The 24,251-nt window shown below is 73.7% G+C and carries 24 protein-coding genes; 14 read left to right on the top strand and 10 right to left on the bottom strand.

What is annotated here, in order from left to right:
* Positions 1–24 precede the first annotated feature (24 nt).
* Genes ACFVVX_RS13580 through ACFVVX_RS13570 form a run of 3 tightly spaced genes read left to right on the top strand, consistent with a single transcriptional unit; the run spans position 25 to position 2,779 of the window.
* Positions 25–1,065, top strand: coding sequence for an ABC transporter substrate-binding protein (locus ACFVVX_RS13580; RefSeq protein WP_387944842.1), 1,041 nt, complete (start codon positions 25–27; stop codon positions 1,063–1,065).
* Positions 1,066–1,097: 32 nt separating this feature from the next.
* Positions 1,098–1,898 carry an ABC transporter permease gene (locus tag ACFVVX_RS13575; RefSeq protein ID WP_387944840.1) on the top strand — a complete coding sequence of 267 codons (801 nt, stop codon included), beginning with the start codon at positions 1,098–1,100 and terminating at the stop codon, positions 1,896–1,898.
* Positions 1,877–2,779, top strand: a complete 903-nt coding sequence (locus tag ACFVVX_RS13570) for an ABC transporter ATP-binding protein (protein WP_387944838.1) — start codon at positions 1,877–1,879, stop codon at positions 2,777–2,779. Before ACFVVX_RS13575 ends, ACFVVX_RS13570 begins: the two co-directional genes overlap by 22 nt.
* Before the next feature lie 51 nt (positions 2,780–2,830).
* Here the strand turns inward: ACFVVX_RS13570 and ACFVVX_RS13565 are convergent, their stop codons facing one another.
* On the bottom strand, positions 2,831–3,691 hold the full coding sequence (locus ACFVVX_RS13565; RefSeq protein WP_387944836.1) for an alpha/beta fold hydrolase: 861 nt from the start codon (positions 3,689–3,691) through the stop codon (positions 2,831–2,833).
* A 209-nt stretch (positions 3,692–3,900) separates the two neighbouring features.
* Between ACFVVX_RS13565 and ACFVVX_RS13560 the strand changes: the two genes are divergently transcribed.
* The 7 genes from ACFVVX_RS13560 (at position 3,901) to ACFVVX_RS13530 (ending at position 12,307) form a co-directional block, all read left to right on the top strand.
* Positions 3,901–5,025: a hypothetical protein gene (locus ACFVVX_RS13560; protein WP_387944834.1), complete on the top strand. Its 1,125-nt coding sequence runs from the start codon at positions 3,901–3,903 to the stop codon at positions 5,023–5,025.
* A 197-nt stretch (positions 5,026–5,222) separates the two neighbouring features.
* Entirely contained in the window at positions 5,223–6,323 is a 1,101-nt protein-coding gene (locus ACFVVX_RS13555) for a DegT/DnrJ/EryC1/StrS family aminotransferase (RefSeq protein ID WP_387944832.1), read from the top strand.
* Between the two features lie 395 nt (positions 6,324–6,718).
* Positions 6,719–7,666 carry an NAD-dependent epimerase/dehydratase family protein gene (locus tag ACFVVX_RS13550; RefSeq protein ID WP_387944830.1) on the top strand — a complete coding sequence of 316 codons (948 nt, stop codon included), beginning with the start codon at positions 6,719–6,721 and terminating at the stop codon, positions 7,664–7,666.
* A gap of 16 nt (positions 7,667–7,682) precedes the next feature.
* Complete coding sequence (locus tag ACFVVX_RS13545; protein ID WP_387944828.1) at positions 7,683–8,783, top strand: hypothetical protein; 1,101 nt, start codon at positions 7,683–7,685, stop codon at positions 8,781–8,783.
* A gap of 55 nt (positions 8,784–8,838) precedes the next feature.
* Positions 8,839–9,282, top strand: a complete 444-nt coding sequence (locus ACFVVX_RS13540) for a helix-turn-helix transcriptional regulator (protein WP_387944826.1) — start codon at positions 8,839–8,841, stop codon at positions 9,280–9,282.
* Between the two features lie 10 nt (positions 9,283–9,292).
* Complete coding sequence (locus tag ACFVVX_RS13535; RefSeq protein WP_387944824.1) at positions 9,293–9,703, top strand: VOC family protein; 411 nt, start codon at positions 9,293–9,295, stop codon at positions 9,701–9,703.
* A gap of 198 nt (positions 9,704–9,901) precedes the next feature.
* Positions 9,902–12,307, top strand: a complete 2,406-nt coding sequence (locus ACFVVX_RS13530; protein ID WP_387944822.1) for an ATP-binding cassette domain-containing protein — start codon at positions 9,902–9,904, stop codon at positions 12,305–12,307.
* 48 nt (positions 12,308–12,355) lie between these two features.
* On the opposite strand, the gene ACFVVX_RS13525 is transcribed toward ACFVVX_RS13530, so the two are convergent.
* The 4 genes from ACFVVX_RS13525 to ACFVVX_RS13510 form a co-directional block, all read right to left on the bottom strand.
* The gene (locus tag ACFVVX_RS13525; protein ID WP_387944820.1) at positions 12,356–13,270 is read right to left on the bottom strand and encodes a polysaccharide deacetylase family protein; all 915 of its coding nucleotides are present in this window, start codon (positions 13,268–13,270) and stop codon (positions 12,356–12,358) included.
* The gene (locus tag ACFVVX_RS13520; protein WP_387944818.1) at positions 13,270–14,058 is read right to left on the bottom strand and encodes an SDR family NAD(P)-dependent oxidoreductase; all 789 of its coding nucleotides are present in this window, start codon (positions 14,056–14,058) and stop codon (positions 13,270–13,272) included. Before ACFVVX_RS13520 ends, ACFVVX_RS13525 begins: the two co-directional genes overlap by 1 nt.
* 160 nt (positions 14,059–14,218) lie before the next feature.
* Entirely contained in the window at positions 14,219–15,106 is an 888-nt protein-coding gene (locus tag ACFVVX_RS13515) for a hypothetical protein (protein WP_387944816.1), read from the bottom strand.
* A 170-nt stretch (positions 15,107–15,276) separates the two neighbouring features.
* Positions 15,277–16,083 carry an SAM-dependent methyltransferase gene (locus ACFVVX_RS13510; RefSeq protein WP_387944814.1) on the bottom strand — a complete coding sequence of 269 codons (807 nt, stop codon included), beginning with the start codon at positions 16,081–16,083 and terminating at the stop codon, positions 15,277–15,279.
* A 244-nt stretch (positions 16,084–16,327) separates the two neighbouring features.
* Between ACFVVX_RS13510 and ACFVVX_RS13505 the strand changes: the two genes are divergently transcribed.
* Both ACFVVX_RS13505 and ACFVVX_RS13500 read left to right on the top strand, forming a co-directional pair.
* On the top strand, positions 16,328–16,936 hold the full coding sequence (locus ACFVVX_RS13505) for an RNA polymerase sigma factor (RefSeq protein ID WP_387944812.1): 609 nt from the start codon (positions 16,328–16,330) through the stop codon (positions 16,934–16,936).
* Positions 16,933–17,775 (top strand): glycoprotein, encoded by an 843-nt coding sequence (locus ACFVVX_RS13500; RefSeq protein ID WP_387944810.1) that lies wholly within the window; start codon positions 16,933–16,935, stop codon positions 17,773–17,775. Before ACFVVX_RS13505 ends, ACFVVX_RS13500 begins: the two co-directional genes overlap by 4 nt.
* A 78-nt stretch (positions 17,776–17,853) precedes the next feature.
* Here the strand turns inward: ACFVVX_RS13500 and ACFVVX_RS13495 are convergent, their stop codons facing one another.
* The 5 genes from ACFVVX_RS13495 to ACFVVX_RS13475 all read right to left on the bottom strand — a co-directional run bounded on the left by ACFVVX_RS13495 (position 17,854) and on the right by ACFVVX_RS13475 (position 22,597).
* Positions 17,854–19,557 carry a condensation domain-containing protein gene (locus ACFVVX_RS13495; protein WP_387944808.1) on the bottom strand — a complete coding sequence of 568 codons (1,704 nt, stop codon included), beginning with the start codon at positions 19,555–19,557 and terminating at the stop codon, positions 17,854–17,856.
* 149 nt (positions 19,558–19,706) lie between these two features.
* Entirely contained in the window at positions 19,707–20,420 is a 714-nt protein-coding gene (locus tag ACFVVX_RS13490) for a 4'-phosphopantetheinyl transferase family protein (RefSeq protein WP_387944806.1), read from the bottom strand.
* Positions 20,417–21,262, bottom strand: a complete 846-nt coding sequence (locus tag ACFVVX_RS13485) for a hypothetical protein (RefSeq protein WP_387944804.1) — start codon at positions 21,260–21,262, stop codon at positions 20,417–20,419. The genes ACFVVX_RS13490 and ACFVVX_RS13485 overlap by 4 nt, the downstream gene beginning before the upstream one ends.
* Before the next feature lie 5 nt (positions 21,263–21,267).
* Entirely contained in the window at positions 21,268–21,558 is a 291-nt protein-coding gene (locus ACFVVX_RS13480) for an acyl carrier protein (protein ID WP_387944802.1), read from the bottom strand.
* 106 nt (positions 21,559–21,664) lie between these two features.
* Positions 21,665–22,597, bottom strand: coding sequence for a 3-oxoacyl-[acyl-carrier-protein] synthase III C-terminal domain-containing protein (locus ACFVVX_RS13475; protein ID WP_387944800.1), 933 nt, complete (start codon positions 22,595–22,597; stop codon positions 21,665–21,667).
* A 99-nt stretch (positions 22,598–22,696) separates the two neighbouring features.
* On the opposite strand from ACFVVX_RS13475, the gene ACFVVX_RS13470 reads away from it, so the two are divergent.
* Together ACFVVX_RS13470 and ACFVVX_RS13465 are read left to right on the top strand one after the other, a co-directional pair.
* The gene (locus tag ACFVVX_RS13470) at positions 22,697–22,993 is read left to right on the top strand and encodes a hypothetical protein (protein WP_387944798.1); all 297 of its coding nucleotides are present in this window, start codon (positions 22,697–22,699) and stop codon (positions 22,991–22,993) included.
* Positions 22,990–24,171: a glycosyltransferase gene (locus ACFVVX_RS13465; RefSeq protein ID WP_387944796.1), complete on the top strand. Its 1,182-nt coding sequence runs from the start codon at positions 22,990–22,992 to the stop codon at positions 24,169–24,171. The genes ACFVVX_RS13470 and ACFVVX_RS13465 overlap by 4 nt, the downstream gene beginning before the upstream one ends.
* The last annotated feature ends 80 nt before the right edge of the window (positions 24,172–24,251 follow it).

Below are 24,251 nucleotides of genomic sequence, written 5' to 3'. Positions count from 1 at the left end.
TCACCGACAACGGAGTTCAGAACCATGCCCCGCACCCGCCGGCTCGCCGCCGCCCTCGTCCTCGCCGCCTCCGCCCTCGCCCTGACCGCCTGCACCTCCACCGGCGGCGCGACCACCGATGCCGCCTCCGCACCGCAGGAGCCCCTGCCGACCGCCGTCCCGGCCGGCACCGAACTGCGGATCGGCGACCAGAACGCCCAGTTGGAGGTCCTGATGAAGGCCTCGGGCCAGGACCAGGGCGCGCCCTACACGTTCGGCTACAACGCCTTCCAGGGCGGCCCGGCGATCCTGGAGGCCTTCCGGGGCGGTTCGCTGGACCTCGGGATCGTCTCCGAGACTCCGGCCATCTTCGCCCAGGCCGCCCGGCAGGACGTCAAGGTGGTGGGCGTCGCCCAGACCAGCCGCAGCGCCGTCCACCTGGTCACCTCCCCCGGCAACCCGGCCCGGACGGTCGCCGAGCTGAAGGGCCGGAAAATCGCCTACACCGAGGGCACCACCTTCCAGCCCGCCGTCCTCAACGCCCTTCAGCGGGCGGGCCTCAAGCCCTCCGACGTCACCCTGGTCAACCTCCAGGTGCTCGACATCCCCGCCGCCCTGCAGAGCGGGCAGATCGACGCCGCCGCCCTCACCGAGCCCCTCGCCTCCAAGTACCTGCTGCCCAACGCCGAGCGGGGCGCCCACGAGATCACCGACGACAAGGACCTCACCAGCGGCCTGCTGCTGCTCATCACCCCCGGCAGGACCCTGCGGGACCCGGCGAAGGCCGCCGCTCTGCGCGACCTCGCCGGCCGTTGGACCAAGGCGCTGACCTGGCAGAACACCCACGAGGAGGAGTGGGTGGACCAGTACTACGTGAAGAAGCAGAACATCCCCGCCGCGACCGGTACCCAGATCTACCGCAACACCGGCACCGCCGCCTTCCCCTCCTACGACCGGGCCGCGGCCGACCACCAGGCGATCGCCGACCTGCTCTCCGCCGCCGGGGCGATCCCCGGGAAGCTGGACGTCTCAGGGGAGTTCGACCGGCGGTTCGAGGCCGCCCAGCGCCAGTCCGCAGCCGGCTGACCCGTCTACCCCCATTCTCCGGAGAACCCCTGATGGCCATTCCCCTGGGCGCCCGCCGCAGGCCGGTGGGCCGCCCGCGCCGCCGACCGCCCTTCCTCCGCGCCACCGGACCGCTCCTGCTGCTCGCCGCCTGGTGGCTGGCCTCGGCCGGCGGCGCGCTCGACCCGCAGACCCTCGCCCCGCCGCTCGACGTCGCCGCGACCTTCCGGGATCTCGTCGGCACCGGCGAGTTGCAGACCCACCTGCTGATCTCGCTGCAACGGGCCGCGCTCGGGCTCGGGTTCGGCGTCCTGACCGGGCTGCTGCTGGCCCTCGCCGCCGGGCTGAGCCGGATCGGGGACGCGCTCATCGACGGAACCGTGCAGCTGGTGCGCTCGCTGCCGATCCTCGCCCTCGTCCCGCTCGCCATCCTCTGGTTCGGCATCGACGAGGAGGTCAAGGTGATCCTGGTCGCGCTGGGCACGCTCGTCCCGGTCTATCTGAACACCCATGCCGCGCTTACGGGCCTGGACGCCAGGTATGCCGAGCTCGCCCAGACCCTTGATCTGACGCACGGTCAGTTTCTGTTCAGGATCGCGCTCCCCGGCGCCGCGCCCGGATTCTTCACCGGCCTGCGGATGTCCGTGACCATCTCCTGGCTGGTTTTGGTGGTCAGCGAGCAGATCAACGCCTCCAGCGGCATCGGGTATCTGATGACCCAGGCCCGTACCTTCGGACGGACCGATGTCATCGTGGTCGGCCTGGTCGTCTACGGCCTGCTGGGCCTGTTCTCCGACACCCTGGTCCGCCTGTTCGAAAGGAGGGCGCTGGTATGGCGCCGCACTCTGGCCTGACGCCCACCGGTCTGACGCCCGTCGACCTGACGCCTGTCGACCCGATCTCGGTCGACCTGGCTGCTGTCGATCCGACGCCTGTCGACGTGACGTCTTCCGAACCCGCTTCGGCCGAGCCGGTGCCCGCGGTCCGACTGCGCGGCCTCACCCGGTCGTTCGACGGGCGCGTCGTGCTCGACGGCATCGACCTCGATCTCGCCCCCGGCGAGTTCACCGCTCTGCTCGGGCACAGCGGCTCCGGCAAGTCCACCCTGCTGCGGGCGCTCGGCCGGCTCGACCACGGCTCCACCGGCTCCGGGACGGCCGAGGTCCCCGAGCGCTGCTCGGTGGTCTTCCAGGACGCCCGACTGCTGCCCTGGGCGCGGGTCCTGGACAACGTCGTGCTCGGACTCCGCGGGTCCGACGCCCGGGAGACCGGCCGGGCCGCCCTCGCCGAGGTCGGCCTGGCGGCCCGGGAACGGGACTGGCCCGCCACCCTCTCGGGCGGCGAGGCGCAGCGCGCGGCGCTCGCCCGGGCACTCGTGCGAGAGCCCGAACTGCTCCTGCTGGACGAACCGTTCGGCGCGCTGGACGCGCTCACCCGGATCCGGATGCACGGCCTGCTGCGGCAGCTGTGCGCGCGGCACCGACCGTGCGTGCTGCTGGTCACCCACGACATCGACGAGGCGCTCGCACTGGCCGACCGGGTCCTGGTGCTCACCGACGGCCGGATCTCGCACGATCTGCGCCCGGCGCGGCGTGCGCCCGGCGGGCGCGCCGACTCACATCCGGCCTCACACCCGGCCTCGCACGCCGCCCTGCGTGCGGAGTTGCTGACCGCGCTCGGGGTCGGGTCGGATCCGGCGGTGGAGGAGGACCGGACCGCCCGCGGGTCGGAGTAGCCACGGGGGGCCGGAGTCGGCGGACGGGACCGCGGAGTCGGGGCGGCCCGGTCAGCCGGCGGAGAGGAACCCGTCCACCAGGTCCACGAACCGCTCCGGCTCCTCCGCCCACGGCCGGTGCCCGGACCGGGCCATCACCTCCAGGCGGGCGGCCGGGTGGCAGGCGGCCACCGCTCGGGCCGGGGCGGTGCCGATCATGCCGTCCGCCGCCCCGGCCAGGACCAGGACGGGGGTGGCGGCGGCGCCCAGCCCGGCGATCCGGTCCGCGAGCGTCGCCGGCTCGGCCGAGCCCGCGTAGAAGGCCTCCCGCAACCACGGGAGGACGGTGGCGTGTTCGGGCCGGTACTCGGCGCGTCGCTGCTCGGTCCAGGTGTGCCAGAAGAAGGGCAGGATCCGGCGCTGGAGCGCCGCGAGCCCGGCGCCGCCGACGCCTCCCTCGGCGAGCAGCCGGTCGGCCTCGGCGGCGTCCCGGTACCAGGGCTCGCCGGAGCGCGCCGCCCGGAGGGCGGCCAGCTCGACCGGGTCGGGCTCGCGGCCGGCCCGGCCGACGGGTGCGACCAGCACCGCCCGCCGCACCCGGCCGGGCCTGGCCGCCAGGTACTCCTGGGCCGTCAGGCAGCCCGCCGAGTGTGCGAGCAGGTCGAACCGCTCCAGCCCGAGGTGGCGGCGCAGCGCCTCCAGATCCCGGGCCTGTTCGACGAAGGAGACGGTGGCGCGGTCCGCGGGCACCTCCGAGCGGCCGGCGGCCCGGGCGTCCACCAGTACCAGCCGACGGCGGTGCCCGAGCCCGCCGAGGTCTCCCAGGTACCGCACGTCCATCCCTGGGCCGCCGGGGAGGACCACCAACGGCTCGCCGTCCCCGGCGAGTTCGTACCAGATCCGGCTGTTGTCGTACGAGGGGAAGGTCGGCATACGGGAAACGATCACATGCGGGGACCGGCGCTGTCACCGGCATTCCGCATGGTGGTCCAGACCACCTGGGCGATCCGTCGAGCACCGGGAACCGACCATCCGGCGGCACCGGGCGGGCGGGACCGGACCTGCCGCGAGCAGGATGGTGGCAGACCGTCGACCGCGCCGGCCCGCCGGTGAGGCGGACCCGCCAGCCATGGGAGTGCGCCATGTCCGGAGAGACCGGAGAGACCGGAACGAGCACCGGAATCGATACGGGCACCGGGACCGGGGCCGGCGCCAAGACGGAGACGGACGCGGGGACCGGCGCGGACCGGGGCGGCGCCGCCGTTCTGACGATGGTCCCGCTCTCCCACCGGCCTACCGGGGTGGCGGTCACCCCGGACGGGCGCCGGGTCTACCTGACCGTGCGCGGCTTCCACCCGGACGACCTCGACTTCGGCGGCCTGACCGTCGTCGACACCGCGACCGGCACCGTGACGGCGACCCTCGATCTGGGCCTGAACCCCGGAGGGATCGCGATCTCCCCTGACGGCGGCCGGGTCTACGTGACCTCCATCGACCCGGTCCGTCGCGAAGGTGTGCTGAACGTGGTCGACACCGCCACCGACACCGTCGCCGCCAGGGTCGTCCCGGGCCTCCACGCCACCCCGCCGACGGATGTCGCCCTCTCCCCGGACGGGGCGCTCGCCTATGTGGTGACGATCCCCGAACCCGGCCGGTCCTCGGGCGCCCTCGATGTGGTCGACACCGCGACCAGGACGGTGACCGGCCGGATCACGGTGGCCCTCGACCCCTTCGGTATCACGGTCACTCCGGACGGGCGCCGCGCCTACGTCAGCGTCTCCGGCGACGACGGTGTGGAGGTCGACCTCTCCACCCTCACGGTCACCCGCCGCCCCGGGTTCCCGTTCTCCAGCGAGTTCAGGATGGCCGTCACCCCCGACGGCGCTCGGGCGTACGTCATCCGCACCGACAACCAGGACGTGTTCGTGGTGGACCTCGCCACCCTGCAGGTCACCGGCGCCGCCGCGACGGACGGCCTCACCACGGATGTGGTGATGGCGCCGGACGGGCGCAGGGTCTACGTCACCCAGCGGCAGGGCGAGAGCGTCGGGCTGAGGCTGATGGCGATCGACACCGTGACCGGCCAGGTCGCCGACTCCCCGGTCAGCTGGTCGGGCGACGCCAACGCCCTGGCGATCACCCCGGACGGCACCCGCGCGTACGTGGCCGACCAACACGCCAACAGGCTGGTCGTCGTCCCGCTCCCCCTGCCGCCGCTGCCGCCCGCACAGCCACAGCCACCGGCCCGACCGTCGTCGCAGCCATAGCGGCGGGCCGCGGAGCCGGGCGCCGGCCGGGGGTCCAGGGCCGACGGGTCACCCGGGCGGTGGCGACGACGGGCCGGGGGCGGTCGGGGGAAGTAGCGTGATGTGTCTGACCCGACCGCTATGGGCGGGTATCGCCAGAGATGATCCGTTCATCCCGCAGCCGGAGGTGGCCGATGGGGGTTCCAGCCGCTCGCATCGTGTTCGACGAGAGTGACCGCACGGCCGTCGCGGACGCGGTGACGGAGATGCTCACCACCGGTGCGCTGACCCTCGGCCCGTGGACGGAGCGCTTCGAGCAGGCCTTCGCCGCCGAGCACGGCGCCTCGCACGCGGTCGCCGTCGCCAGCGGCACGGCCGCCCTGGAGATCGTGCTGCGCACCGTCGACGTCCGGGACCGCGATGTGGTCGTCCCGGCCGTCACCTTCTACGCGACCGCGGCCGCCGTCCTGCACGCCGGCGGCCGGCCCGTTCTGGCGGACGTGGATCCGGCGACCCTCGCGCTCAGCCCGCGGACGCTGGAGGCGGCGCTCACGCCGGCCACCGCCGCCGTGGTGCTGGTGCACATCGGGGGGTTGATCACGCCCGACGTGGACGGGCTGCGCGCAGTCTGCGACCGCCGGGGCATCCCGCTGGTCGAGGATGCCGCCCATGCCCACGGGAGCGGCTACCAGGGCCGCACGGCCGGCTCGTTCGGGCTGGCCGGCGCGTTCTCGTTCTACCCGACCAAGGTCACCACCAGCGGCGAGGGCGGCATGATCCTCACCGAGTCGGCCGAGCTGCGCGACGAGGCCCGGATCTACCGCGACCAGGGCAAGGGCTCGTTCGCCACCAACCACCACGTCCGGTTCGGGGCGTCCTGGCGGATGAGCGAGCTGAACGCCGCCGTCGGCACCGTGCACCTGCGCCGGCTGAAGGAGTTCGTCGAGACCAGGCGCCGGGTCGCCCAGCGGTACGACGCCGCGCTCGCCGCCCTCGACGGCATCCGGCCCATCGTCGAACCGGCCGGCTGCCGCAGCAACTACTACAAGTACGTCGCGCTGCTGCCCCCCGGCGTCGACCGTGCCGTGTTCAAGCGCGCCGTGGCCGAGGAGTTCGGCGTCCGGCTCTCCGGTGAGGTCTACGACCTGCCGCTGCACCAGCAGCCGGTGTTCGGCCCGTACCGCGGGGCGCCGCTGCCGGTGGCCGAGGACGTCTGCGCCCGGCAGGTCTGCCTGCCGGTGCACTCCGATATGACCGAGGACGAGACCGACCAGGTGATCGAGGCGGTGTCGGCCGTCCACGGCCGACTCGCGGGCTGAGCCTGCCCGCCGGTCGGCTGCGGCGGTGGCTGCGGTGGCTGCGGTGGTCGGCGACTGCGGCGGCTCCCCGGCTTTGCAAACAGCACTTTGCAAAGCCGATGGGCCCGCGGCGGCAGCGGATCGCCTCGCGGGGCGCGCGGGGTTGCCGAGCTGGCGACTTTGCAAAGTGCTGTTTGCAAAGTCGCCGCAAGGGCCGCGGCACGGGCCGGGCCACTGACCGCCAAGCCACTGACCGACCGGTCGACCCGTCGACCGGCCGGACCCGCCGCGGGGCTCCGGACAGCAGCCCCCCGACCGGGGACAGCAGCCCCGACCGGACGGCAGCCCCCCGACCGGGAGCGGCAGCCCCGACCAGAGAGCAGCCCCGACCGGGGCTCCGGAGAAGGAGTGAGAACGTGCGCGTAGCCGTCACCGGGGGGTGCGGATTCATCGGCTCACACGTCGTGGACCGGCTGCTGGCCGCCGGACACGAGGTACTCGTGGTGGACACCACCGACAAGTACCTCAACACCGACGCCGAGCACGCCCGGATCGACATCCTCGACCTGCCCGCGCTGACCTCCGCCCTCGACGGCAGCGAGGTGGTCTTCCACCTCGCCGCGATGGCCGACGTCGAGCAGGTCGCCGCCGACCCGGTCCGGGCCGTGCGGCTGAACATCGACGGCACCGAGACCGTACTGGAGGCGGCCCGGCGCAGCGGCCTGAGCCGGACGGTGCTGGCCAGCACCGTCTGGGTGTACGGTGCCGCACTCGCCGAGGACCACATGGACGGCGAGGAGCAGGAGCTCGACGAACACGTGCCGATCGAGCTCGACCACAGCGGCCACCTCTACGTCGCCACCAAGCTCGCCGCCGAGATGCTGGTCCACAGCTACCGGGAGCTCTACGGGCGGCACTTCACGATCCTGCGCTACGGCATCCCGTACGGGCCGCGGATGCGCGACGAGCTGGTGGTCGCCCGCTTCGTCCAGGCGGCCCTCGACGGGCGGCCGATCACCATCGCGGGCGACGGCCGACAGAGCCGCAACTTCGTCTACGTGGAGGACCTGGCGGACGCCCACGTCCGGGCGCTGTCCCCCGCCGCCGAGGACCAGACCTTCGCGCTGGAGGGCTCGACCGCCGTCTCGGTCCGGGACATCGCCGACACCGTCGACCGGCTGCTCGGCCCGGTGACCATCGGGCACATCAAGGCCCGCACCGCCGACTACGCCGGGCGCCGCATCTCGCACGCCCAGGCGAAGCGGCTGCTCGGATGGTCTCCACACACCAACTTCGCGGACGGGGTGAGCCGGTACGCGGACTGGTACCGGGCCGCGTCCGGCCGCTCGTCCGGCGCCTCCTGAGCGGCCGGGTCGCGTCGTGCCGCACGCACTGCTGGTGTCCGGTTCGCTCGGTCAGGGGCACGACGTGATGGCCCGGGCCTGCGCGGACTCGCTGGAGGACCGGGGCTGGACGACCTCGACGGTGGACGCGATGGCCCTGCTCGGTCAGCGGGCGGGCGCGGCCGGGGAGGCCGTCTTCCGGCACCTGCTGGAACTGCCCGGGGTCTACGACGCCTTCCACTTCTCGGCGCTGCGGCCCGGTGCGCGGCTCGCGCTGCTCGCGGACGCGGCCGCGCGGCGGCGGCTCGGCCCGGCCCTGCGGGAGCTGGTGGCGACGCAGCGTCCGCAGTTGGTGGTGTCGGTGTTCGCCACCGCCACCTCGGCGGTGAACGGGCTGCGGGCCCGGGACTTCCGGCACCTCGTGCTCTGTACGGACGTGACCCCGCACCGGCTCTGGGTGCAGGACGGCACCGATCTGTTCCTGGTCACCTCCCAGGTCGCGGCGTGTGCGGTGCGGCGCTACCGGCCGGACGCGCCGATCGCCGTGCTGCCCGCGCCGCTGCGGGCTCCGTTCTACCGGCCGCCGGGGCGGGCGCAGGCCCGGGCGGAGCTGGGGGTGCCGGGGGGTGCGCGGTGTGTGCTGCTGATGTCCGGTTCCTGGGGGCTCGGCCCGCTCGCGCGGACGGCGGCCGCGCTGGCGGATGCCGGGCCGCACGTCCTGGCCGTCGCCGGGCGCAACCGGGAGTTGGAGCGCCGGCTGCGGCACGCGGCGGGGAGCCGGCCCCGGCTGCATCCCTTCGGATACACCGAGCGGATTCCGGCGCTGATGGCGGCGGCCGACCTGGTGGTGACGAGTTCCGGTGACACCTGCAGCGAGGCGCGCGCCCTGGGTCGGCGCCTGCTGCTGCTGGACGTCGTCCAGGGCCATGGCCGGGACAACCTGCAGCACGAACTGGAACTGGGCCACGCCGACGTCACCTCCGCGCGCCCGGCGGAGGTGGTCCGCAACGCCCTCGCCGCGCTGCACCGCCCGCCGCCCGGTCTGTCGGCGGGAGCGTCCCCGCAGGGATGGCGGACGGGGTTCGCGGCCGCGCTGGAGCGGGTCGGTCTGGGGGCGGCGGGCGGAGGCCCGGGGTAGCGGCGCCGGTTCGGCCACGTTCGCGGCTGTCCTTGCCGTGTGGCACGATCCGCACGTGACCAGCAGAGCCAGTGAACCGCAGCGGCTGAACGATCTCGCGCGGCTGCGCCGTGTCCGTGACCGGATCGACCGGGAGTACGAGCAGCCGTTGGACGTCGAGGCGCTGGCCCGCGGCGCGCACATGTCGGCGGGGCACCTCAGCCGCGAGTTCCGGGCCGCCTACGGCGAGTCGCCCTACGGGTACCTGATGACGCGGCGCATCGAGCGGGCGATGGCGTTGCTGCGCCGTGGCGACCTGAGCGTCACCGAGGTCTGTTTCGCGGTCGGTTGCTCGTCGTTGGGCACCTTCAGCACGCGTTTCACCGAGCTCGTCGGCATGCCGCCCAGCGTGTACCGGCAGCAGGCGGCGGGTGTGACGGAGGGGATGCCGTCGTGCGTGGTGAAGCAGGTGACCAGACCGATCAGGAATCGAGAAGCGCCCCCTTCGGGCCGCGGCTAGCGTGATCGGCATGGATATCACCATTCACACCACCTTCCTCCCGCACCACGACGCGGACGCCTCGCTGGCCTTCTACCGCGACATCCTCGGCTTCGAGGTCCGCAAGGACGTCGGGTACGGCGGGCTGCACTGGATCACGGTCGGGCCCGTCGACCAGCCGGGCACGTGCATCGTCCTGGAGCCGCCGGCCGCGGACCCCGGTATCACCGACGACGAGCGCCGTACGCTCACCGAGATGATGGCCAAGGGCACCTACGCCCGGCTCGTCCTGGCCACCGCCGACCTCGACGGCACCTTCGAGCAGTTGGTGGCCAAGGGCGCCGAGGTCGTCCAGGAGCCGACCGACCAGCCGTACGGGGTGCGTGACTGTGCCTTCCGTGACCCCGCGGGCAACCTGATCCGTATCAACGAGGTGCGCTGAGCCGTTCGGTGGGCGCGGCCGGCGGGTCGCCGCCCGCGGCGCTGCCGTGGCGTCGGGTGCGGTCGGCGGGCGGCCGGTCGGTCGGTCGGTCGGTCGGACGGGGCCGTATCGGCGGAGGGGGACCGGTCGGACGATCCGGCCGGGCGACACCGGCGGAGGCTGCCGCGAGGGCGGCCCCGCCCGACAGAGGGAGAGACGATGAGCAAGGCCACGAGGACGGGCTCGCAGTCGCCTGCGCCGCACGCCGCCGACAGCCACGAGATGATCCGTGTGCACGGCGCGCGGGTGAACAACCTCAAGGACGTCAGCGTCGAGATCCCGAAGCGCCGGCTGACGGTGTTCACGGGCGTCTCCGGCTCGGGCAAGAGCTCGCTGGTGTTCGACACGATCGCCGCGGAGTCTCAGCGGCTGATCAACGAGACCTACAGCGCCTTCGTGCAGGGTTTCATGCCGACGCTGGCGCGGCCCGAGGTCGACGTCCTCGACGGGTTGACCACCGTGATCACCGTCGACCAGCAGCGGCTCGGCGGCGATCCGCGCTCCACGGTCGGCACCGCCACCGACGCCAACGCGATGCTGCGCATCCTGTTCAGCCGGCTCGGCAAGCCGCACATCGGTCCGCCCAGCGCGTACGCGTTCAACGTCCCGTCGGTCCGGGCGAGCGGTGCGATCACCGTCGAGCGCGGCGCCAAGAAGGCGGTCAAGGCGACCTTCAACCGCACCGGCGGCATGTGTACGCGCTGCGAGGGCCGGGGCACGGTCTCCGACATCGACCTCACCCAGCTCTACGACGATTCCAAGTCGCTCGCCGAGGGCGCGTTCACGATCCCCGGGTGGAAGTCCGACAGTTTCTGGACGGTGCGGGTCTACGCCGAGTCGGGGTTCCTCGATCCGGACAAGCCGATCCGCAGGTTCACCAAGAAGGAGATGCACGACTTCCTCTACCGGGAGCCGACCAAGGTGAAGGTCGAGGGTGTGAACCTCACCTACGAAGGGCTGATCCCCAAGATCCAGAAGTCCTTCCTGTCCAAGGACAAGGAGGCGCTGCAGCCGCACATCCGCGCGTTCGTGGAGCGGGCGGTCACCTTCACCACCTGCCCCGAGTGCGAGGGGACCAGGCTCAGCGAGGGGGCCCGGGCCTCGAAGATCAAGCGGGTCAGCATCGCCGACGCCTGCGCGATGCAGATCACCGACCTGGCCGAGTGGGTGCGCGGCCTGGACGAGCCGTCGGTGGCGCCGCTGCTCGCCGCGCTGGAGCAGAGCCTCGACTCGTTCGTGGAGATCGGGTTGGGCTACCTGTCGCTGGACCGGCCGTCCGGGACGCTGTCGGGTGGCGAGGCCCAGCGCGTCAAGATGATCCGTCACCTCGGTTCCTCGCTCACCGACATCACCTACGTCTTCGACGAGCCGACGATCGGTCTGCACCCCCACGACATCCGGCGGATGAACGACCTGCTGCTGCGGTTGCGGGACAAAGGCAACACGGTGCTGGTCGTGGAGCACAAGCCGTTGACGATCGCGATCGCCGACCATGTCGTCGACCTCGGCCCGGCCGCCGGTACCGGGGGCGGCACCATCTGCTTCGAGGGGACCGTGGAGGGGCTGCGGGCCAGCGGCACCATCACCGGTCGCCATCTCGACGACCGGGCCGGGGTCAAGGCGGAGGTGCGCACGCCCACCGGCGCGCTGGAGATCCGCGGCGCGTCGGCGCACAACCTGCGCAAGGTCGATGTCGACATCCCGCTCGGGGTGCTGGTGGTCGTCACCGGCGTGGCCGGCTCCGGGAAGAGCTCGCTCGTGCACGGGTCGCTGGTCAACGGCTCGGCGGCGGCCGGGACGGGTGTGGTGTCGGTCGACCAGGGCGCGATCCGCGGCTCGCGGCGGAGCAATCCGGCGACGTACAGCGGTCTGCTGGATCCGATCCGCAAGGCGTTCGCGAAGGCGAACGGGGTGAAGCCTGCGCTGTTCAGCGCCAACTCCGAGGGGGCCTGCCCCACCTGCAACGGCGCCGGGGTCGTCTACACGGACCTGGGGATGATGGCCGGTGTCGCCACCACCTGTGAGGAGTGCGAGGGGAAGCGGTTCGAGGCGTCGGTGCTGGACTACCGCCTCGGTGGCCGTGACATCAGTGAGGTGCTCGCGATGTCGGTGACCGAGGCCGAGGAGTTCTTCGGCGCCGGTGAGGCGCGCACGCCGGCCGCGCACGCTGTCCTCGGGCGGCTGGCGGACGTCGGGCTCGGCTATCTGAGCCTTGGTCAGCCGTTGACCACGCTGTCCGGCGGTGAGCGTCAGCGGCTGAAGCTGGCCACCCACATGGCGGAGAAGGGCGGCGTCTACGTCCTCGACGAGCCGACCACCGGCCTGCACCTCGCCGATGTCGAGCAGTTGCTCGGTCTGCTCGACCGGTTGGTCGACTCCGGGAAGTCGGTGGTCGTCGTCGAGCACCACCAGGCGGTCATGGCGCATGCCGACTGGATCATCGACCTCGGCCCGGGGGCCGGCCACGACGGCGGCCGGGTCGTCTTCGAGGGCACGCCGGCCGACCTCGTCGCCGCCCGGTCGACCCTGACCGGCGAGCACCTCGCGGACTACGTCGGCGCCTGACCGCAGGAGTGCTTCCGGGTGTGTGGCACGTCGTGCCGGGGTGGCGTGTCATGCCGTTCCGGCACGGCGTGCCTGGCGCATGATGTCGCCGTGGCATGACGTGCCAGACACGTCACGCCGAAGAGGCATGGCGTGCCACTTTGGCACGCCATGCTCGCGCAGGGGGCCGAGGGTGAGGCCGCGGTCGTGGCAGTGGGCGGCGATGAGCGGGAGGGCGCCGAGGGTGGAGCGCCAGGAGTCGGGGGCCGAGGTGCAGTCGGAGTCGTGCAGGAGCAGCGTGCCGCCGGCGGTGAGGCCGGGGCGGGCGGTGGCGAGGACGGAAGCCGGGGAGGCGTCGGCGGTCCAGTCCCGGCCCCAGGCGGTCCACAGGACGGTGCGCAGGCCCAGGCGGTGGGCGGCGCGCACGAGGCCCGCGGTCAGGACGCCGTAGGGCGGCCGGTACCAGAGCGGGCGGGCGCCGCACAGGTCGGTGATCGCCTCGGCGGTGCGGCGCAGTTCGCGCAGATCGCGGGCGGGGGCCGGGTACCACTGCTCGCGGTGCCGCCACCCGTGGACGGCGACCTCGTGGCCGCGCACCACCAGCTCGTGGCCGAGGTCGGGGGAACGCTCCAGCATCTCGCCGAGCAGGAAGAAGGTGGCCCGTACGCCGAGCGCGTCCAGGGTGTCCAGCACGGCCGGGGTGCTGCGCGGGTCGGGCCCGTCGTCGAAGGTCAGGGCGACGTGGTGCGGGGCCGAGCCGTAGCCGGCGGTGCGCCGGGCGACCGTGCGGCGGACGAGGTCCAGGCGGACGGCGGCCGGTGCGAGGTGGAGCAGTTGGACTGCCGCCCCGGCCGTGGCGGCCCACCCGGTGGCCCGCGCTGCGCCGCGGAGTGCGGGAACGCGGGCCGGAGAACGGACCGGAGATCGGGTCCGGGAACGGGTCCGGGAACGGCAGGGGTGGCGGGCCGCCGGCAGCCGGTCCATCAGCCGAACCTGGATGCCATCCGCCGGAACACCCCCGGTGCGGCGCCGTGGATGCGGGCGGGGAAGCCGAGCCAGCGCGGGACGTAGGGCCGGTCGCAGGAGGTGGTGATGGTCGCGAGGACGGCGTCCGCGACCCGCTCGGCTGTGACCGGGCGCGGACGTTCGCGCTGGTAGGGGGTGCCCCGGCGGGCGAAGAACGGGGTGTCGACGGGGCCCGGCAGGACGATCCGCACACCGACGCCGGTGCCGCGCAGCTCGTACCAGAGGCTCTCGGCGAACATCGCCAGCCCGGCCTTGGTGGCGGCGTAGGCGGCCTCGTCGCACACGCCGACCTGGCCGGCCACCGAGCCGAGCAGCACGATCCGTCCGCGCCGGCGCTCCAGCATGCCGGGCAGGAGGAGCCGGACCAGGCGCAGCGGGGCGGCCAGGTTGACCTCCAGCATCCGCTCCAGGGCGTCGGAGGGCGTCTCGGCGAAGGGCCCGCGCCAGCCGAGGCCGGCGCTGGCGATCAGTGCGTCGACCCGGCCCGCGGTGGCGAGGGCGGCCTCGGCGAGGCGTTGCGCGCCGTCCGGTTTGGCGAGGTCCTCGGGCAGGGGGTGGCCGCCGGTGCGGGCGGCGACGGCGTCCAGGCGGCCGCGGTCGGTGCCGGAGAGCAGGAGCCGCCAGCCGGCTGCCGCGAGCCGGTCGGCGGTGGTCGCGCCGATGCCGGAGGAGGCTCCGGTGACGAGGGCGACCGGCGGTTGCGGGTGATCCGGCCGCCGGGAACGTCGAGGGGCTTCGTCCGCCATGGTCTCCTACCGCTCTCCGGGCGCCTTGCCGTCCGCCGGGTCGGGAACGGGCGGTCCGGGACGCTCTGCTTGGAGTCCCGGTCCGGAACGCCTGGTCGCAACCGTGCTGTTCGGATGGTTTCCTCCGGAATGTCACCATCCCATGGCTGTGGTGGCCGGGCTACCGGGGCCGGGCGGGCGCCTCGGTGGCCGCCGCCAGCGGTTGCCGGGCGTCCGGCGCCACCTCGGCCTCCACCTCGCCGAAGCGGGCGAGCACGAATGTCCCGCCGACGGCGACGGCGAAGCCGGTGAGCGCCGACCAGGCGTACCCGGGCCGGGCCGCGTCGCCCAGTGCGGCCACGCCGACCAGCGCCGGGCCGAAGGTCTCGGTGACCGTCCCGGCGGCCGTGGCGGCCGTGACCGTGCCGCGTTGCAGCGCCAGGGCGTACGCCAGGTAGCCGCCGAGGCCGCCGAGGGCGAGGGCGTACGCGGCGGGGTCGGTGAACACGTCGGCGGGCCCGGCGATGTCGAGGACCCGGACGGCCAGGCTGGTCACGCCGAAGCCGACTCCGGCGAGCAGGCCGAGGCCTGCGGCCGCGGCGTTGCCGGCCCGGCGGGCGAGCAGGAAGGTGAGCAGCAGCATCAGGACGGTGGTCGCGAGCAGCGCCCAGTGGAACACCGGACCGGCGTGTTCGCGGCCCTCGCGGCCGGAGCCCAGCGCGAGCAGGGTGAGGCCGATGACCACGGCGGCGATCCCGAGCAGGTCGCCGCGGCGCAGCCGGGCGCCGAGCAGCCACACCGCGGCGAGGGCGGTCACCGCGAGGCTGGCGTTGGTGACCGCCTGGACCAGGAAGAGCGGCAGGCTGCGCAGCGCGACGATGCTCAGTGCGAACCCGCCGATGTCCAGGGCGGTGCCGAGCAGGAACTGCCAGGACCGCAGGAGTGCGGCCAGCAGGCCGACCTGCACCCGGTCCGCTCGGGGTGCGGACCGGGCGCCGCGTGCCTGGAAGACCGATCCGAAGCCGAAGCAGGCGGTCGCGACCAGCGCGGTGGTGAGTCCGAGCAGCATGGCTCTCCCAGCCTCAGGGGCAGGATCCACCACCAGTCTCCGCCCGGCGGCGCGTGGGCGCAGCGGCGTGGCGATGCGGCGATACGGCGGTGCGTGGGCGCAGCGGCGTGGGCGCGGCGGCGTCGTCCGGTGTCGGTTCTCCTGCCTGTCCCGGGCGGCCGGGGCGGGGGTCAGGGTTTGAGGGCGGCGGCCGCGTAGACGGAGGACTCGATGTCGGTGACGGCGGTGTCGTCGGGGTGGTCCGGGCGCCAGCGGGGGGTGGGGACGAGGCCGGGGGCGATGATGTCCCAACCCGTGAAGAACCGGGTGAACTCGTGCCGGCTGCGGACCCGCAGGGCGGTGCCGGCCGCTTCGTAGATGCCGACCAGTCGGGCTATCTCGCCCGGCGCGAAGTCGGCGGTGGCGTGGGACATCACCAGGGCGCTGCCGGGGACGAGTGCGGACTTGAGGTGGTCGACCAGCTCGTAGGCGCCGCGGGCGTCGGGGACGAAGTGCAGCAGGGCGTTCAGCGAGAGGCCGACGGGGCGTTCGAGGTCGAGGGTGTCGCGCAGCCGGGGCGAGGCGAGCAGGGCGGCCGGATCGGTGGCGTCGGCCTCGACGTAGGCGGTGCGGCCCTCGGGGGTGCCGGTGAGCAGGGCCTGGGCGTGGGCGAGCACGATCGGGTCGTTGTCGGCGTAGACGACCCGGGCGCGCGGGTTGATCCGCTGGGCGATCTCGTGGAGGTTGGGCGAGGTGGGGATGCCGGTGCCGATGTCGAGGAACTGGTCGATGCCGGCGAGCGCGAGGGCCCGGGTGGAGCGTTGCATGAAGGCCCGGTTGGCGCGGGCGGCGGCGCGCACCCAGGGGACGACGGCGAGTGCCTGGCCGGCGGCTTCGCGGTCGGAGGCGAAGTTGGTGAAGCCGCCGAGGAAGTAGTCGTACATCCGCGCCGAGTGCGGCACGTTCAGGCGGAGGTCCACCCCGTCGTAGTCGTTCATGCTTCGTCCCCCGCGCCCCGTCCGCCCCGACCGCCCCTCGATTGCTGCCCACGGTACCGGTGAGCCAATCACCGTTCTTCTCCGGCCAGTTCTGAGGCCAGGCCGATGGCTGCATCCGACGAGATGACAATCTGTATTCGTAAGGATGCCTGGAGTGACAGGGCGGGGGGACTGAGGATGGGGGGCACACAGCTCCCGCCCACGCGGCCCGGCGCGCAGCCGGCGGTCGCAGAAAGCAGGCTCGATGACGATCGACAGGGACGCCCACTCCTACGGGCGCCGGGGAGGCCCGGCGCTGGAGGGCAGCGGCGAGCAGGCCGAGGCCGTCCGCATGGGATTGGCGTACACGGCGTTCTGCGAGACCCATGAGCCGGCCTGGCGCTCGCTCGCGCTGACCCGGATAGGCAACCGCGCGGACGTGGCAGCGGTCGTCGAGGCCGTCAAGGACGACCTCGCCCGCTCGTGGGCGCATGTGCTGCGCTTCGAGGAGCCCGCCGCCTACGCGTGGCGGCTGGCGAACCGCCAGGTCGCCGACCGGGTGGCCGGGGAGGAGCCGGTGGAGGTGGAGGCCGTCACCTTCGCCGCGGTGATCGGCGCCTTCAAGGACGTCGCCAAGGGCCTGCTGCGCAACGAGGCGGACGAGGTCAGGCTCTATGCGGCGATCCTCGAACTACCGGACCGGCAGCGGGACGTGGTGATCCTCCGCTATCTGCTGGGGCTGCATGTGAAGGTGATCGGCGCCTATCTGGACCGGCCGGTGGCGACGGTCCACTCCAACCTCCGGCACGCCCGGGAGCGGCTGGCCCGGCGGCTCGGGGTCCAGGACCTGCCGGACCACGGGGGCGCGCCGTGATCCCGGGGAATCCGCCCGAGACCGCGGCAGCTCCCGCGGCGGCTCCCGCGCAGTCGGAGGCGGGACCGGCCCGGGAGGAGCAGCCGCCGGGTGACGGGCCCGCGCCGCTGCGGGTGCCCCGGCCGGAGCGCGCGCACGCCCGGCGGATCGCGGCGCTGCGCCAGGCGCGACTCACGGCCGCCCCCGCGCATCTGCCCTCCGAGCACGAGCAGGCGGCGTTCGAGCTGGGCCTGGTGGTCGCCCTGGTACTGGGTGCGCCGGACGCCTCCCGGGGCCTGGACCTGCTGGTCAACGCGCGCCGGATCCAGCCCGAGGGCGCCGAGGTGTTCGGTGCGCTGCTGTACGCGACGGGGCGCGCGGACGGCGCCGAGTTCTGGTGGCGGTTCGCGGCCGGGTCCGGCAGTCGGACCGCCGCGTACTGCCTGCACCTGTACCACCTCAAGCTCGGCGAGACGGACGACGCCGACTACTGGCGGGCCTGGTCGGACCAGCTGGCCGCCACCGCGCGTCCGCCGGGTCTGCGTCCGCTGCGGCTGGGGCCGCCGCTGCTGCCGGACGACGTGCGCCGGGACATCCTCTCCCGCTGTCACCGGGGGCTGGCGCCGCAGCTGCCCCCGGGCCTGGTGGAGGTGATCGACCGGCTGCCGCTCCAGGACGGTGGGGGCGATGACAGCGGCGCGGACGGTGACCACGGCGTGAACGGCTGCAGCGGCAGCGGCGACAGGGCCGAGGATGGCAGCGGTGCGGGCGACCGGAGCTCCCCGGAGGACGAGGTGCCCTGCCCGTGGGACCTCACCTCGGACGCGACCTCCGGCTGTTCCTGGGACTCGGCGGGGTGAACCGCCCGGGGAGCGGGCCGCACCCCTCTTTCAGGTGAGCCCGCTCCGCTGCGGCGGTTCGGTCATTCGGTCGTCCGATCAGTCGGCCGAGCGGCCGTCGCCCTCGGCGGCCGGCGCCAGCGCGTCCCAGGGAAGCGCGTCCGCGGGCTGCGGGGTGCCGGCCGGGACACGGTGGACGAGGTAGTGGTGCGGGGCCATCGCGGTGTCGCGGCCGGGGAGTTCGGCGATCACGGCGCGGTGCGCGGCGGCCGGCGTCAGCTCCGGGTCCGCGGTGGCGAGTCGGGCGACCAGGCGCCCGTCGTCCACCGTCACCTGTGCGGCGACGGCCGGGCCGAGGGCGTCGCCGAGCAGTCCGCGGACGGCGGCCACGTCGATCCAGCAGTTGTCGATCCGGTGCCAGTCGCCGTCCCGGCCGACGGGCCGCAGCCCGGTCAGCGCGGGCAGCTCCGCGAGCGGCACCGGGCCGAGTGCGGCGGCCTTCAGCACGGCCAGGAGCCCGTGGGCGAACTGTTCGGCCTCCACCCGGTCGAGCACCTGCGGGCAGGCGACCAGCACGAACTCCAGCCGGCCGGCGACCCGCAGGATGTTGAACATGATCCGGGCCGGGATCCGCTGGTCGGGCAGCCAGAACAGCTCGGGGTCGCTCTGCGGGGCCGGGCGGGCCTCCGCGGCGGCCTCGGGGATGGTCAGGCTGAGGTCGTTCACCACCACCTGGCGGGCGAAGCGGGCGCCGCGCCGGTGGGCGACGTCCTCGATCAGCTGCCAGACCTTGCCGGCGTCGAGGGTGCTGTGCCAGTAGCCGGTGAAGGAGGCGGCCTTGGCCCGGCCGATCAGCTCGTCCAGGTCGGTGGCGTCCGTGTCCAGGGCGATCAGGGCGTCCTGGGCGAGGGTGCCGATGTGGTCGGCCATCACGGCGCGCTGGCGGTTGGCGGAGAGTGCGGCGAACACCAGGTCGGACCGGCCGGCGCGCTGCGCCACCAGGGCGGAGAAGGCGGCGAGCAGGACCACGGACGGGCTGCTGCCGGTGCGCAGGCAGGCGGCGGCGAGGTCGTCGGCGGCCGACCGGGAGCGCAGCAGGGCGACGCCGACGGCCTCGGCCGGTCCGGTGATCCGGGAGTCGGCGAAGACGGCCTGCGGTCCGGTGGTGAGCAGCCGCTCCCAGTGCTGCAGGGAGGCGGCGGCCTTGCGCCGGCCCTGAGTGGTCGCCTCCTGGGCGGCGACCTGCAGCGGGGTGCGGGCGGTGGAGGGCGGGAGCTCCTTGCCAGCGGCGAGGTCCGTCCAGTCCTGGATCAGCAGGGTGGCCGCGGCGCCGTCCGCCCCGGCGTGGCAGACGACCACGATCAGTCGCAGGACGAGGTCGGCCCGGGTGAGCAGGGTGAAGCGCAGCCGGATACCAGTGCCGAGGTCGAACGGGACGGCGACGTCGGCGCGCGCCAACTCGTCGGCGAATTGGTCGAGTTCGGCGCCCTCGCGGGAGCCTGCGTCGATGGCGGTGACGGTGAACTCACCCTCGCCGCGGACCTCCTGGCGGTCGGGGAAGCCGTCCGGTCCGGGCGGGAAGACGGTGCGCAGCGATTCGTGGCGCTCGGCGAGGGTGCGCAGGGCGGCGAGGGCCGCGGGGAGGGTGGTGCCGTCGGGCACGGGCCAGACGGATTCCTTGTTGATCTGCTCGGGGTCGTCGCTGCGGATGCAGCGGATCATGTTGTCCTGGCCGAGCGTGAGCGGCCCGGAGCCGCTGCTCGCTCCGCCGAACCGGACCGTGATCCGCCTGGAGTCTGTCACGTGGCACGCGTCCTTCGGGTCGCCGGGCGTGAGCGGGGCGTGGTGGGTGGGTTCCGGACGCTACCGGCGGCCCGGACAATTGATCTGCACCAGAAAGCTGGGGCGGAACGGGCGCCGTTCGACTGCCCGCTATCCTGATGAATCGTCAGTTACGTTAAGGATGAAGCCTGTTCGGAGATCAGGTGCGCGGACCAGTACCGTCGGCGGACCTCGAACGGGCGGTCGCCGACGGCGGCCACGGCGGCGTGGAAGGGCCCGGGCACGGGGACGTCGCGCACCTGGCACGGCCCCTCCCCCAGTCCGCCCACGGCGTCCAGGCGCAGTGGCGACGGGCCGGCCAGTGGCAGGCCGAAGCCCTGGACGAGGCGTCCGCCGTAGGCCTTGACGCAGGCTTCGCGGCGGCTCCAGAGCCGGGTGAAACGCGCGGCGCGGGCGCTCGGCGTGGCGGCCCGGGCGACGAACTCGGCTTCGGCGCGCGGGAAGTAGCGGTCGGCGATGCGGGCCGCGACCCGTTCGTCCCGGAGCTCCTCGACGTCGGCGCCGACCTGGCGCCCGTCGGCGATCGCCAGGACGGCAAGGGCTCCGGAGGCCGAGTAGCTGAGCTGGACCCGGCCGTCGTCGACGGCCGGTTCGGGCTTGCCGTGCGGGCCGTACCGCCAGGCGAGTTCGGCGGGGTGCAGGCCCAGCCGCTCGGCGGCGAGCAGCCTGACCACACCGTGGACCACGGTGAAACGGCGGCCGATCAGCGCGTCCTTGTCCGCGCGGGCGCGTTCGCCGGGGTCGAGCAGGGTCCGCAGGCGGTGGACCACCGGGTCGGGTTGGTCGGTCGGGATGACCCAGAGGTCCACCGGGTCCGGGGTCATGGCCCTGCCCGGAGGGTCAGCGTGCTCAACAGGCCCAGTCGGCGGTCGAGGCCGGCGACCAGGACCGGTCGCGACTGCGGCGGCTTCGACGACAGCGACTGCGACGACTGCGACCGCTCCGGCCGGTCGGACAGGTGCTCGGCGAGTTGCGTCCACACCCCGGTGAAGGGCTGCCCGGCGAGCGGCGCCCGTGCGCCGGTGACGTCCGGCAGGCCGGGGCCCACCAGGACGAGCGCCTCGGGGCCGAGCCCCCCGGCCTCGGCCGCGAGCTGCTTGGAGGCAGACTCCTGCTCCACAGACGATATTTGACGGACCGTCAGCTCGGCGTCCGGATCCTCCTCGCAGACCAGGACGACCACGCAGTGCCGTTCGGGCAGGGCGACCGGCTCGGCCGGCCGGTAGTGCAGCGCGGTCTGCTCGGCGAGCACCACCACCGCCCGCCGAAAGCCGTCGCCGCGCAGGTAGTCGGCGGCCAGCCGCAGTGCGGTGAAGGCAGCCGCCGATCCCTGGTCGCAGATGGCGAAGGCCAGCGGCGAGCCCGGGCAGAAGCGGCTCAGGTGGATCGAGGCGGGCGCCCCGGGCCGGACGTCGGGTGAGTCGAAGGCCAGGATCAGCAGGTCCACCGGCTCGCCGTCGGCCACCGCCTCGCGCAGCGGGCCCTCGGCCATCTCGCCGTAGGAGTGTCCGACGCCCTCGTCGAGCAGGTCCTCGCGCAGCGGCAGCCCGTGCGGGCGGACCAGGTCGGAGACGAACACCCGCAGGTCCGGGTCGAGGGAGGTCTCGGATCTGCCGTCGACGTACCGGGTCACGGCCCTGGCGATGCGCAGACCGGTGACGGGCACCCCGGTCAGTCCTCGGGGATGATGTGCGCGGCGACGAAGTCGGCGAGCCTGGTCACCGAGCGCAGGTCGTCCTCGCCGATCTGCTCGACGTCGACCTGGATGTCCAGGGACTCCTCGATCTCCAGGATCAGCTCGATGGTGCCGGCCGAGGTGAGTCCGAGGTCGTCGAAGAGGCAGGCGTTCTCGGGGATCTCGGGGATCTCGCGCTTCAGTACGCGCGGCAACAGCTCGCCGATGCTGCGGAGGATCCGGTCCCGGAGTTCGACATCAGTGGTCTGGACCGCGGGGTCTGACATGGGTGTCCCGTCCCGTCGTGCGAAGGAAGTGGCAGGGGTGCGGCAGGCGGTGGCGATCGCCCTCGGGGGCCGGATCGCCCTCGGGGTCGGCCGGTCCGACGATGCGTCAGTGTTCGACGGCCATGGCGGAGAAGGTCGCCCCGACGCCGGCGGCGGCGATCAGGTAGCGGTCGCCGCGCTGGAGCAGCCCCCGCGTGGTGGCGGTGTGAAGATTGATCAGGCTGTCTGCAGCGAAACTGTGCCCGACGGCGGGCACGTTGTCCAGCACCACCTTCTCCAGCGGGTAGCCGATCCGCTTGGAGATCATCCGCCAGGAGGCCTGGTTGACGTTGTGCGGAAGGATCGCGGCGATGTCCGAGAGGTCCAGACCTGCCTGGTCGAGGGCGGCCTCGATGGCTTCGATCATCACCGCCGGGTACTCCCGCTGGTAGCGGGCGAGCAGGTCCGGGTCCTCGGCCAGCCGGCCGTCGAACTCGGGCCGGTGGCGGACGGCGTAGGAGAGCACGCGGTTGCGCTCGCCGCCGGCGCTGACCAGACAGGCGGCCGCGCCCTCGGCGAAGATCCCGGTCTCGGGCACCACCTGGGCGTCCTTGGTGAAGGTCTTCTCCCCGGCCAGGACCAGGGCGAGCGCCTGCGGGTCCGGATCGGCGGCCAGCAGTCTGCCCGCCACGTCGATGGCCAGCAGGCCAACCGCGCAGGCGTGGTGGGTCACGGTGAACGCTCCGGCGTGGGCCAGCCCGTACCGGTCGAGCAGGTGGTGCAGGGGGTTGAACGGATAGGGCTCGGCCACCGGCATGCTGCGCGCGTGCACCACGAACCGTACATGGTGCTCGCGTCCGCGCAGCTCCGGCAGGGCCTCGACGGCGGAGCCGAGCAGGTCGAGCAGCGTCCCGTCCGGGTCCAGGCGCAGCTGGTCCAGGCCGTGGAAGCGGCGGAAGAGTCGAAGTTGACGTGGGGTCAGGCCGATGCGTTCGCCCACCGCCTCAATGGGCACGGTCTGGTGGGGAAGGTGAACGGCCACTGCCTCCAGTGCTGTCACCCGGGCTAGTATTCCGACGCCCGACGGGTCGCACAAGTGATCTCGGGCCGTTCTGCGACTCATCCGCCCCCGTGCCGTCGAGCAGGTGGAGCTCTCCTGATGACCGATCGTATACCTCCCAATCTCCCTGACGCGGTGTCTCCTGAACTGCTCGCGCTGCTGGTCAGAGCGGCCGAGGCGGCTCCCGAGTGGGCTGCGCTGGTGACCCCGCAGGCCCGTCTGGACGGTGACCTGCTGCTGGACGAAATCGAACTCGACCGCCTCGCGGAGCTGTTGCGCGAACGGTTCGGCCCGGCGGCCGATCTCGGTGCGCTGCGCGCCGGACTGGACCTGGCCGGCCTGGAGGCGCTGACCGTGGCGCGGGTCCAGCAGCTGCTGGCGGGGGTGCGGGGATGAGCCGCTTCCTGCTGGTGGTGCCGCCGCTGACCGGGCACGTCAATCCGACCGTGGGAATCGCGCGGGAGCTCCGGGCGCGCGGGCACGAGGTGGCCTGGACCGGGACGGAGACGGTGCTGCGCCCGCTGCTCGCCCCCGGTTCGCGGGTGCTGGGGACGGGCACCCGGGCGTTCCGGGCCCAGGGCGGGCACGGGCTGGCGGCCCTGCGCTCGCTCTGGGAGGGCTTCATCGTCCCGTACGCGCGGTTCACCGCGAAGCCGTTGGACGCGGCGGTGCGGGAGTACCGGCCGGACGTCCTGCTGGTGGACCAGCACACGCCGGCGGGCGCGCTGGTCGCGCACCGGCACGGGCTGCCGTGGGCGAGCCTGGCGCCGGGCGCGATGGAGCTGGGGCGGCCGTTCCGGGCGTTGCCGCAGGTGGAGGCCTGGATGACCGGGCTGCTGCAGGGGCTGTGGCGGCGGGCCGGGCTGCCCGAGGAGGAGTACACCGACCCGCGGTTCTCGCCGCGGCTGGTGCTGGCGCTGACCGGTGCGGCGCTCACCGGGGCGACGCCGTTCCCGGAGCACTACGCGCTGGTGGGACCGGTCCTGGCGGAGCGTCCGGCCGATCCGGCCTTCCCCTGGGAGCGGCTGGAGCCGGGGCGGCGGCGGGTGCTGGTCACCATGGGCACGCTGGCCGGCGAGCTCGGCGCGGACTTCCTCGCCAGGGCCGTCCGGGCGCTGGAGCTGTGCGGCCGCGACGTGCAGGCGGTGGTCGCGGCGCCGCCCGAGCTGCTGCCGCCCCTGGCGCCGGACGTGGTGGCCGCGGCGCGGGTGCCGGTGCTGGAGCTGATGGAGCGCGGCGCGTTGGACGCGGTGCTCTGCCACGGCGGGATGAACACCGTCGGCGAGTCCCTCGCGCACGGGATTCCGCTGGTCACGGCGCCGATCCGGCACGACCAGCCGTTCGTGGCGGCGCAGCTGGCGGCGGCCGGCGCCGGTCTGCGGGTGCCGTTCGCGCGGGTGACGCCGGATCGACTGGCATCCGCCTTGCGCACTGTCCTGGAGTCAGCCGCCCACCGGGAGGCCGCGGTTCGGACGGGGGCCGCGCTGCGGGCGGGCGGCGGGGCGGTCGCGGCCGCCGATCGCCTTGAGGCGCTGGTCACAGCCGGGGAACAACACCTGAATCCATTGGTCTAGGCCATTGTTTCCGGGGTGCCGGAGACCCTAGGGTGGCGACCGGCACCACTTTCCCCGGGTGCTCCGGTTTCCCGGGTGCT

It is taken from the genome of Kitasatospora sp. NPDC058170 (assembly GCF_042883905.1).
Classification (GTDB): domain Bacteria; phylum Actinomycetota; class Actinomycetes; order Streptomycetales; family Streptomycetaceae; genus Kitasatospora.
The sequence above is the reverse complement of the archived record's forward strand: the minus strand, read 5'-3'. Positions and strand labels throughout refer to the sequence as shown.

Excerpts from the sequence above, each read along its gene's own strand:
- ACFVVX_RS13580 (WP_387944842.1), top strand. The coding sequence starts at position 25 with ATGCCCCGCACCCGCCGGCTCGCCGCCGCCCTCGTCCTCGCCGCCTCC.
- ACFVVX_RS13575 (WP_387944840.1), top strand. The coding sequence starts at position 1,098 with ATGGCCATTCCCCTGGGCGCCCGCCGCAGGCCGGTGGGCCGCCCGCGC.
- ACFVVX_RS13570 (WP_387944838.1), top strand. The coding sequence starts at position 1,877 with ATGGCGCCGCACTCTGGCCTGACGCCCACCGGTCTGACGCCCGTCGAC.
- ACFVVX_RS13565 (WP_387944836.1), bottom strand. The coding sequence starts at position 3,691 with ATGCCGACCTTCCCCTCGTACGACAACAGCCGGATCTGGTACGAACTC.
- ACFVVX_RS13560 (WP_387944834.1), top strand. The coding sequence starts at position 3,901 with ATGTCCGGAGAGACCGGAGAGACCGGAACGAGCACCGGAATCGATACG.
- ACFVVX_RS13535 (WP_387944824.1), top strand. The coding sequence starts at position 9,293 with ATGGATATCACCATTCACACCACCTTCCTCCCGCACCACGACGCGGAC.
- ACFVVX_RS13530 (WP_387944822.1), top strand. The coding sequence starts at position 9,902 with ATGAGCAAGGCCACGAGGACGGGCTCGCAGTCGCCTGCGCCGCACGCC.
- ACFVVX_RS13525 (WP_387944820.1), bottom strand. The coding sequence starts at position 13,270 with ATGGACCGGCTGCCGGCGGCCCGCCACCCCTGCCGTTCCCGGACCCGT.
- ACFVVX_RS13520 (WP_387944818.1), bottom strand. The coding sequence starts at position 14,058 with ATGGCGGACGAAGCCCCTCGACGTTCCCGGCGGCCGGATCACCCGCAA.
- ACFVVX_RS13515 (WP_387944816.1), bottom strand. The coding sequence starts at position 15,106 with ATGCTGCTCGGACTCACCACCGCGCTGGTCGCGACCGCCTGCTTCGGC.
- ACFVVX_RS13510 (WP_387944814.1), bottom strand. The coding sequence starts at position 16,083 with ATGAACGACTACGACGGGGTGGACCTCCGCCTGAACGTGCCGCACTCG.
- ACFVVX_RS13505 (WP_387944812.1), top strand. The coding sequence starts at position 16,328 with ATGACGATCGACAGGGACGCCCACTCCTACGGGCGCCGGGGAGGCCCG.
- ACFVVX_RS13490 (WP_387944806.1), bottom strand. The coding sequence starts at position 20,420 with ATGACCCCGGACCCGGTGGACCTCTGGGTCATCCCGACCGACCAACCC.
- ACFVVX_RS13480 (WP_387944802.1), bottom strand. The coding sequence starts at position 21,558 with ATGTCAGACCCCGCGGTCCAGACCACTGATGTCGAACTCCGGGACCGG.
- ACFVVX_RS13470 (WP_387944798.1), top strand. The coding sequence starts at position 22,697 with ATGACCGATCGTATACCTCCCAATCTCCCTGACGCGGTGTCTCCTGAA.
- ACFVVX_RS13465 (WP_387944796.1), top strand. The coding sequence starts at position 22,990 with ATGAGCCGCTTCCTGCTGGTGGTGCCGCCGCTGACCGGGCACGTCAAT.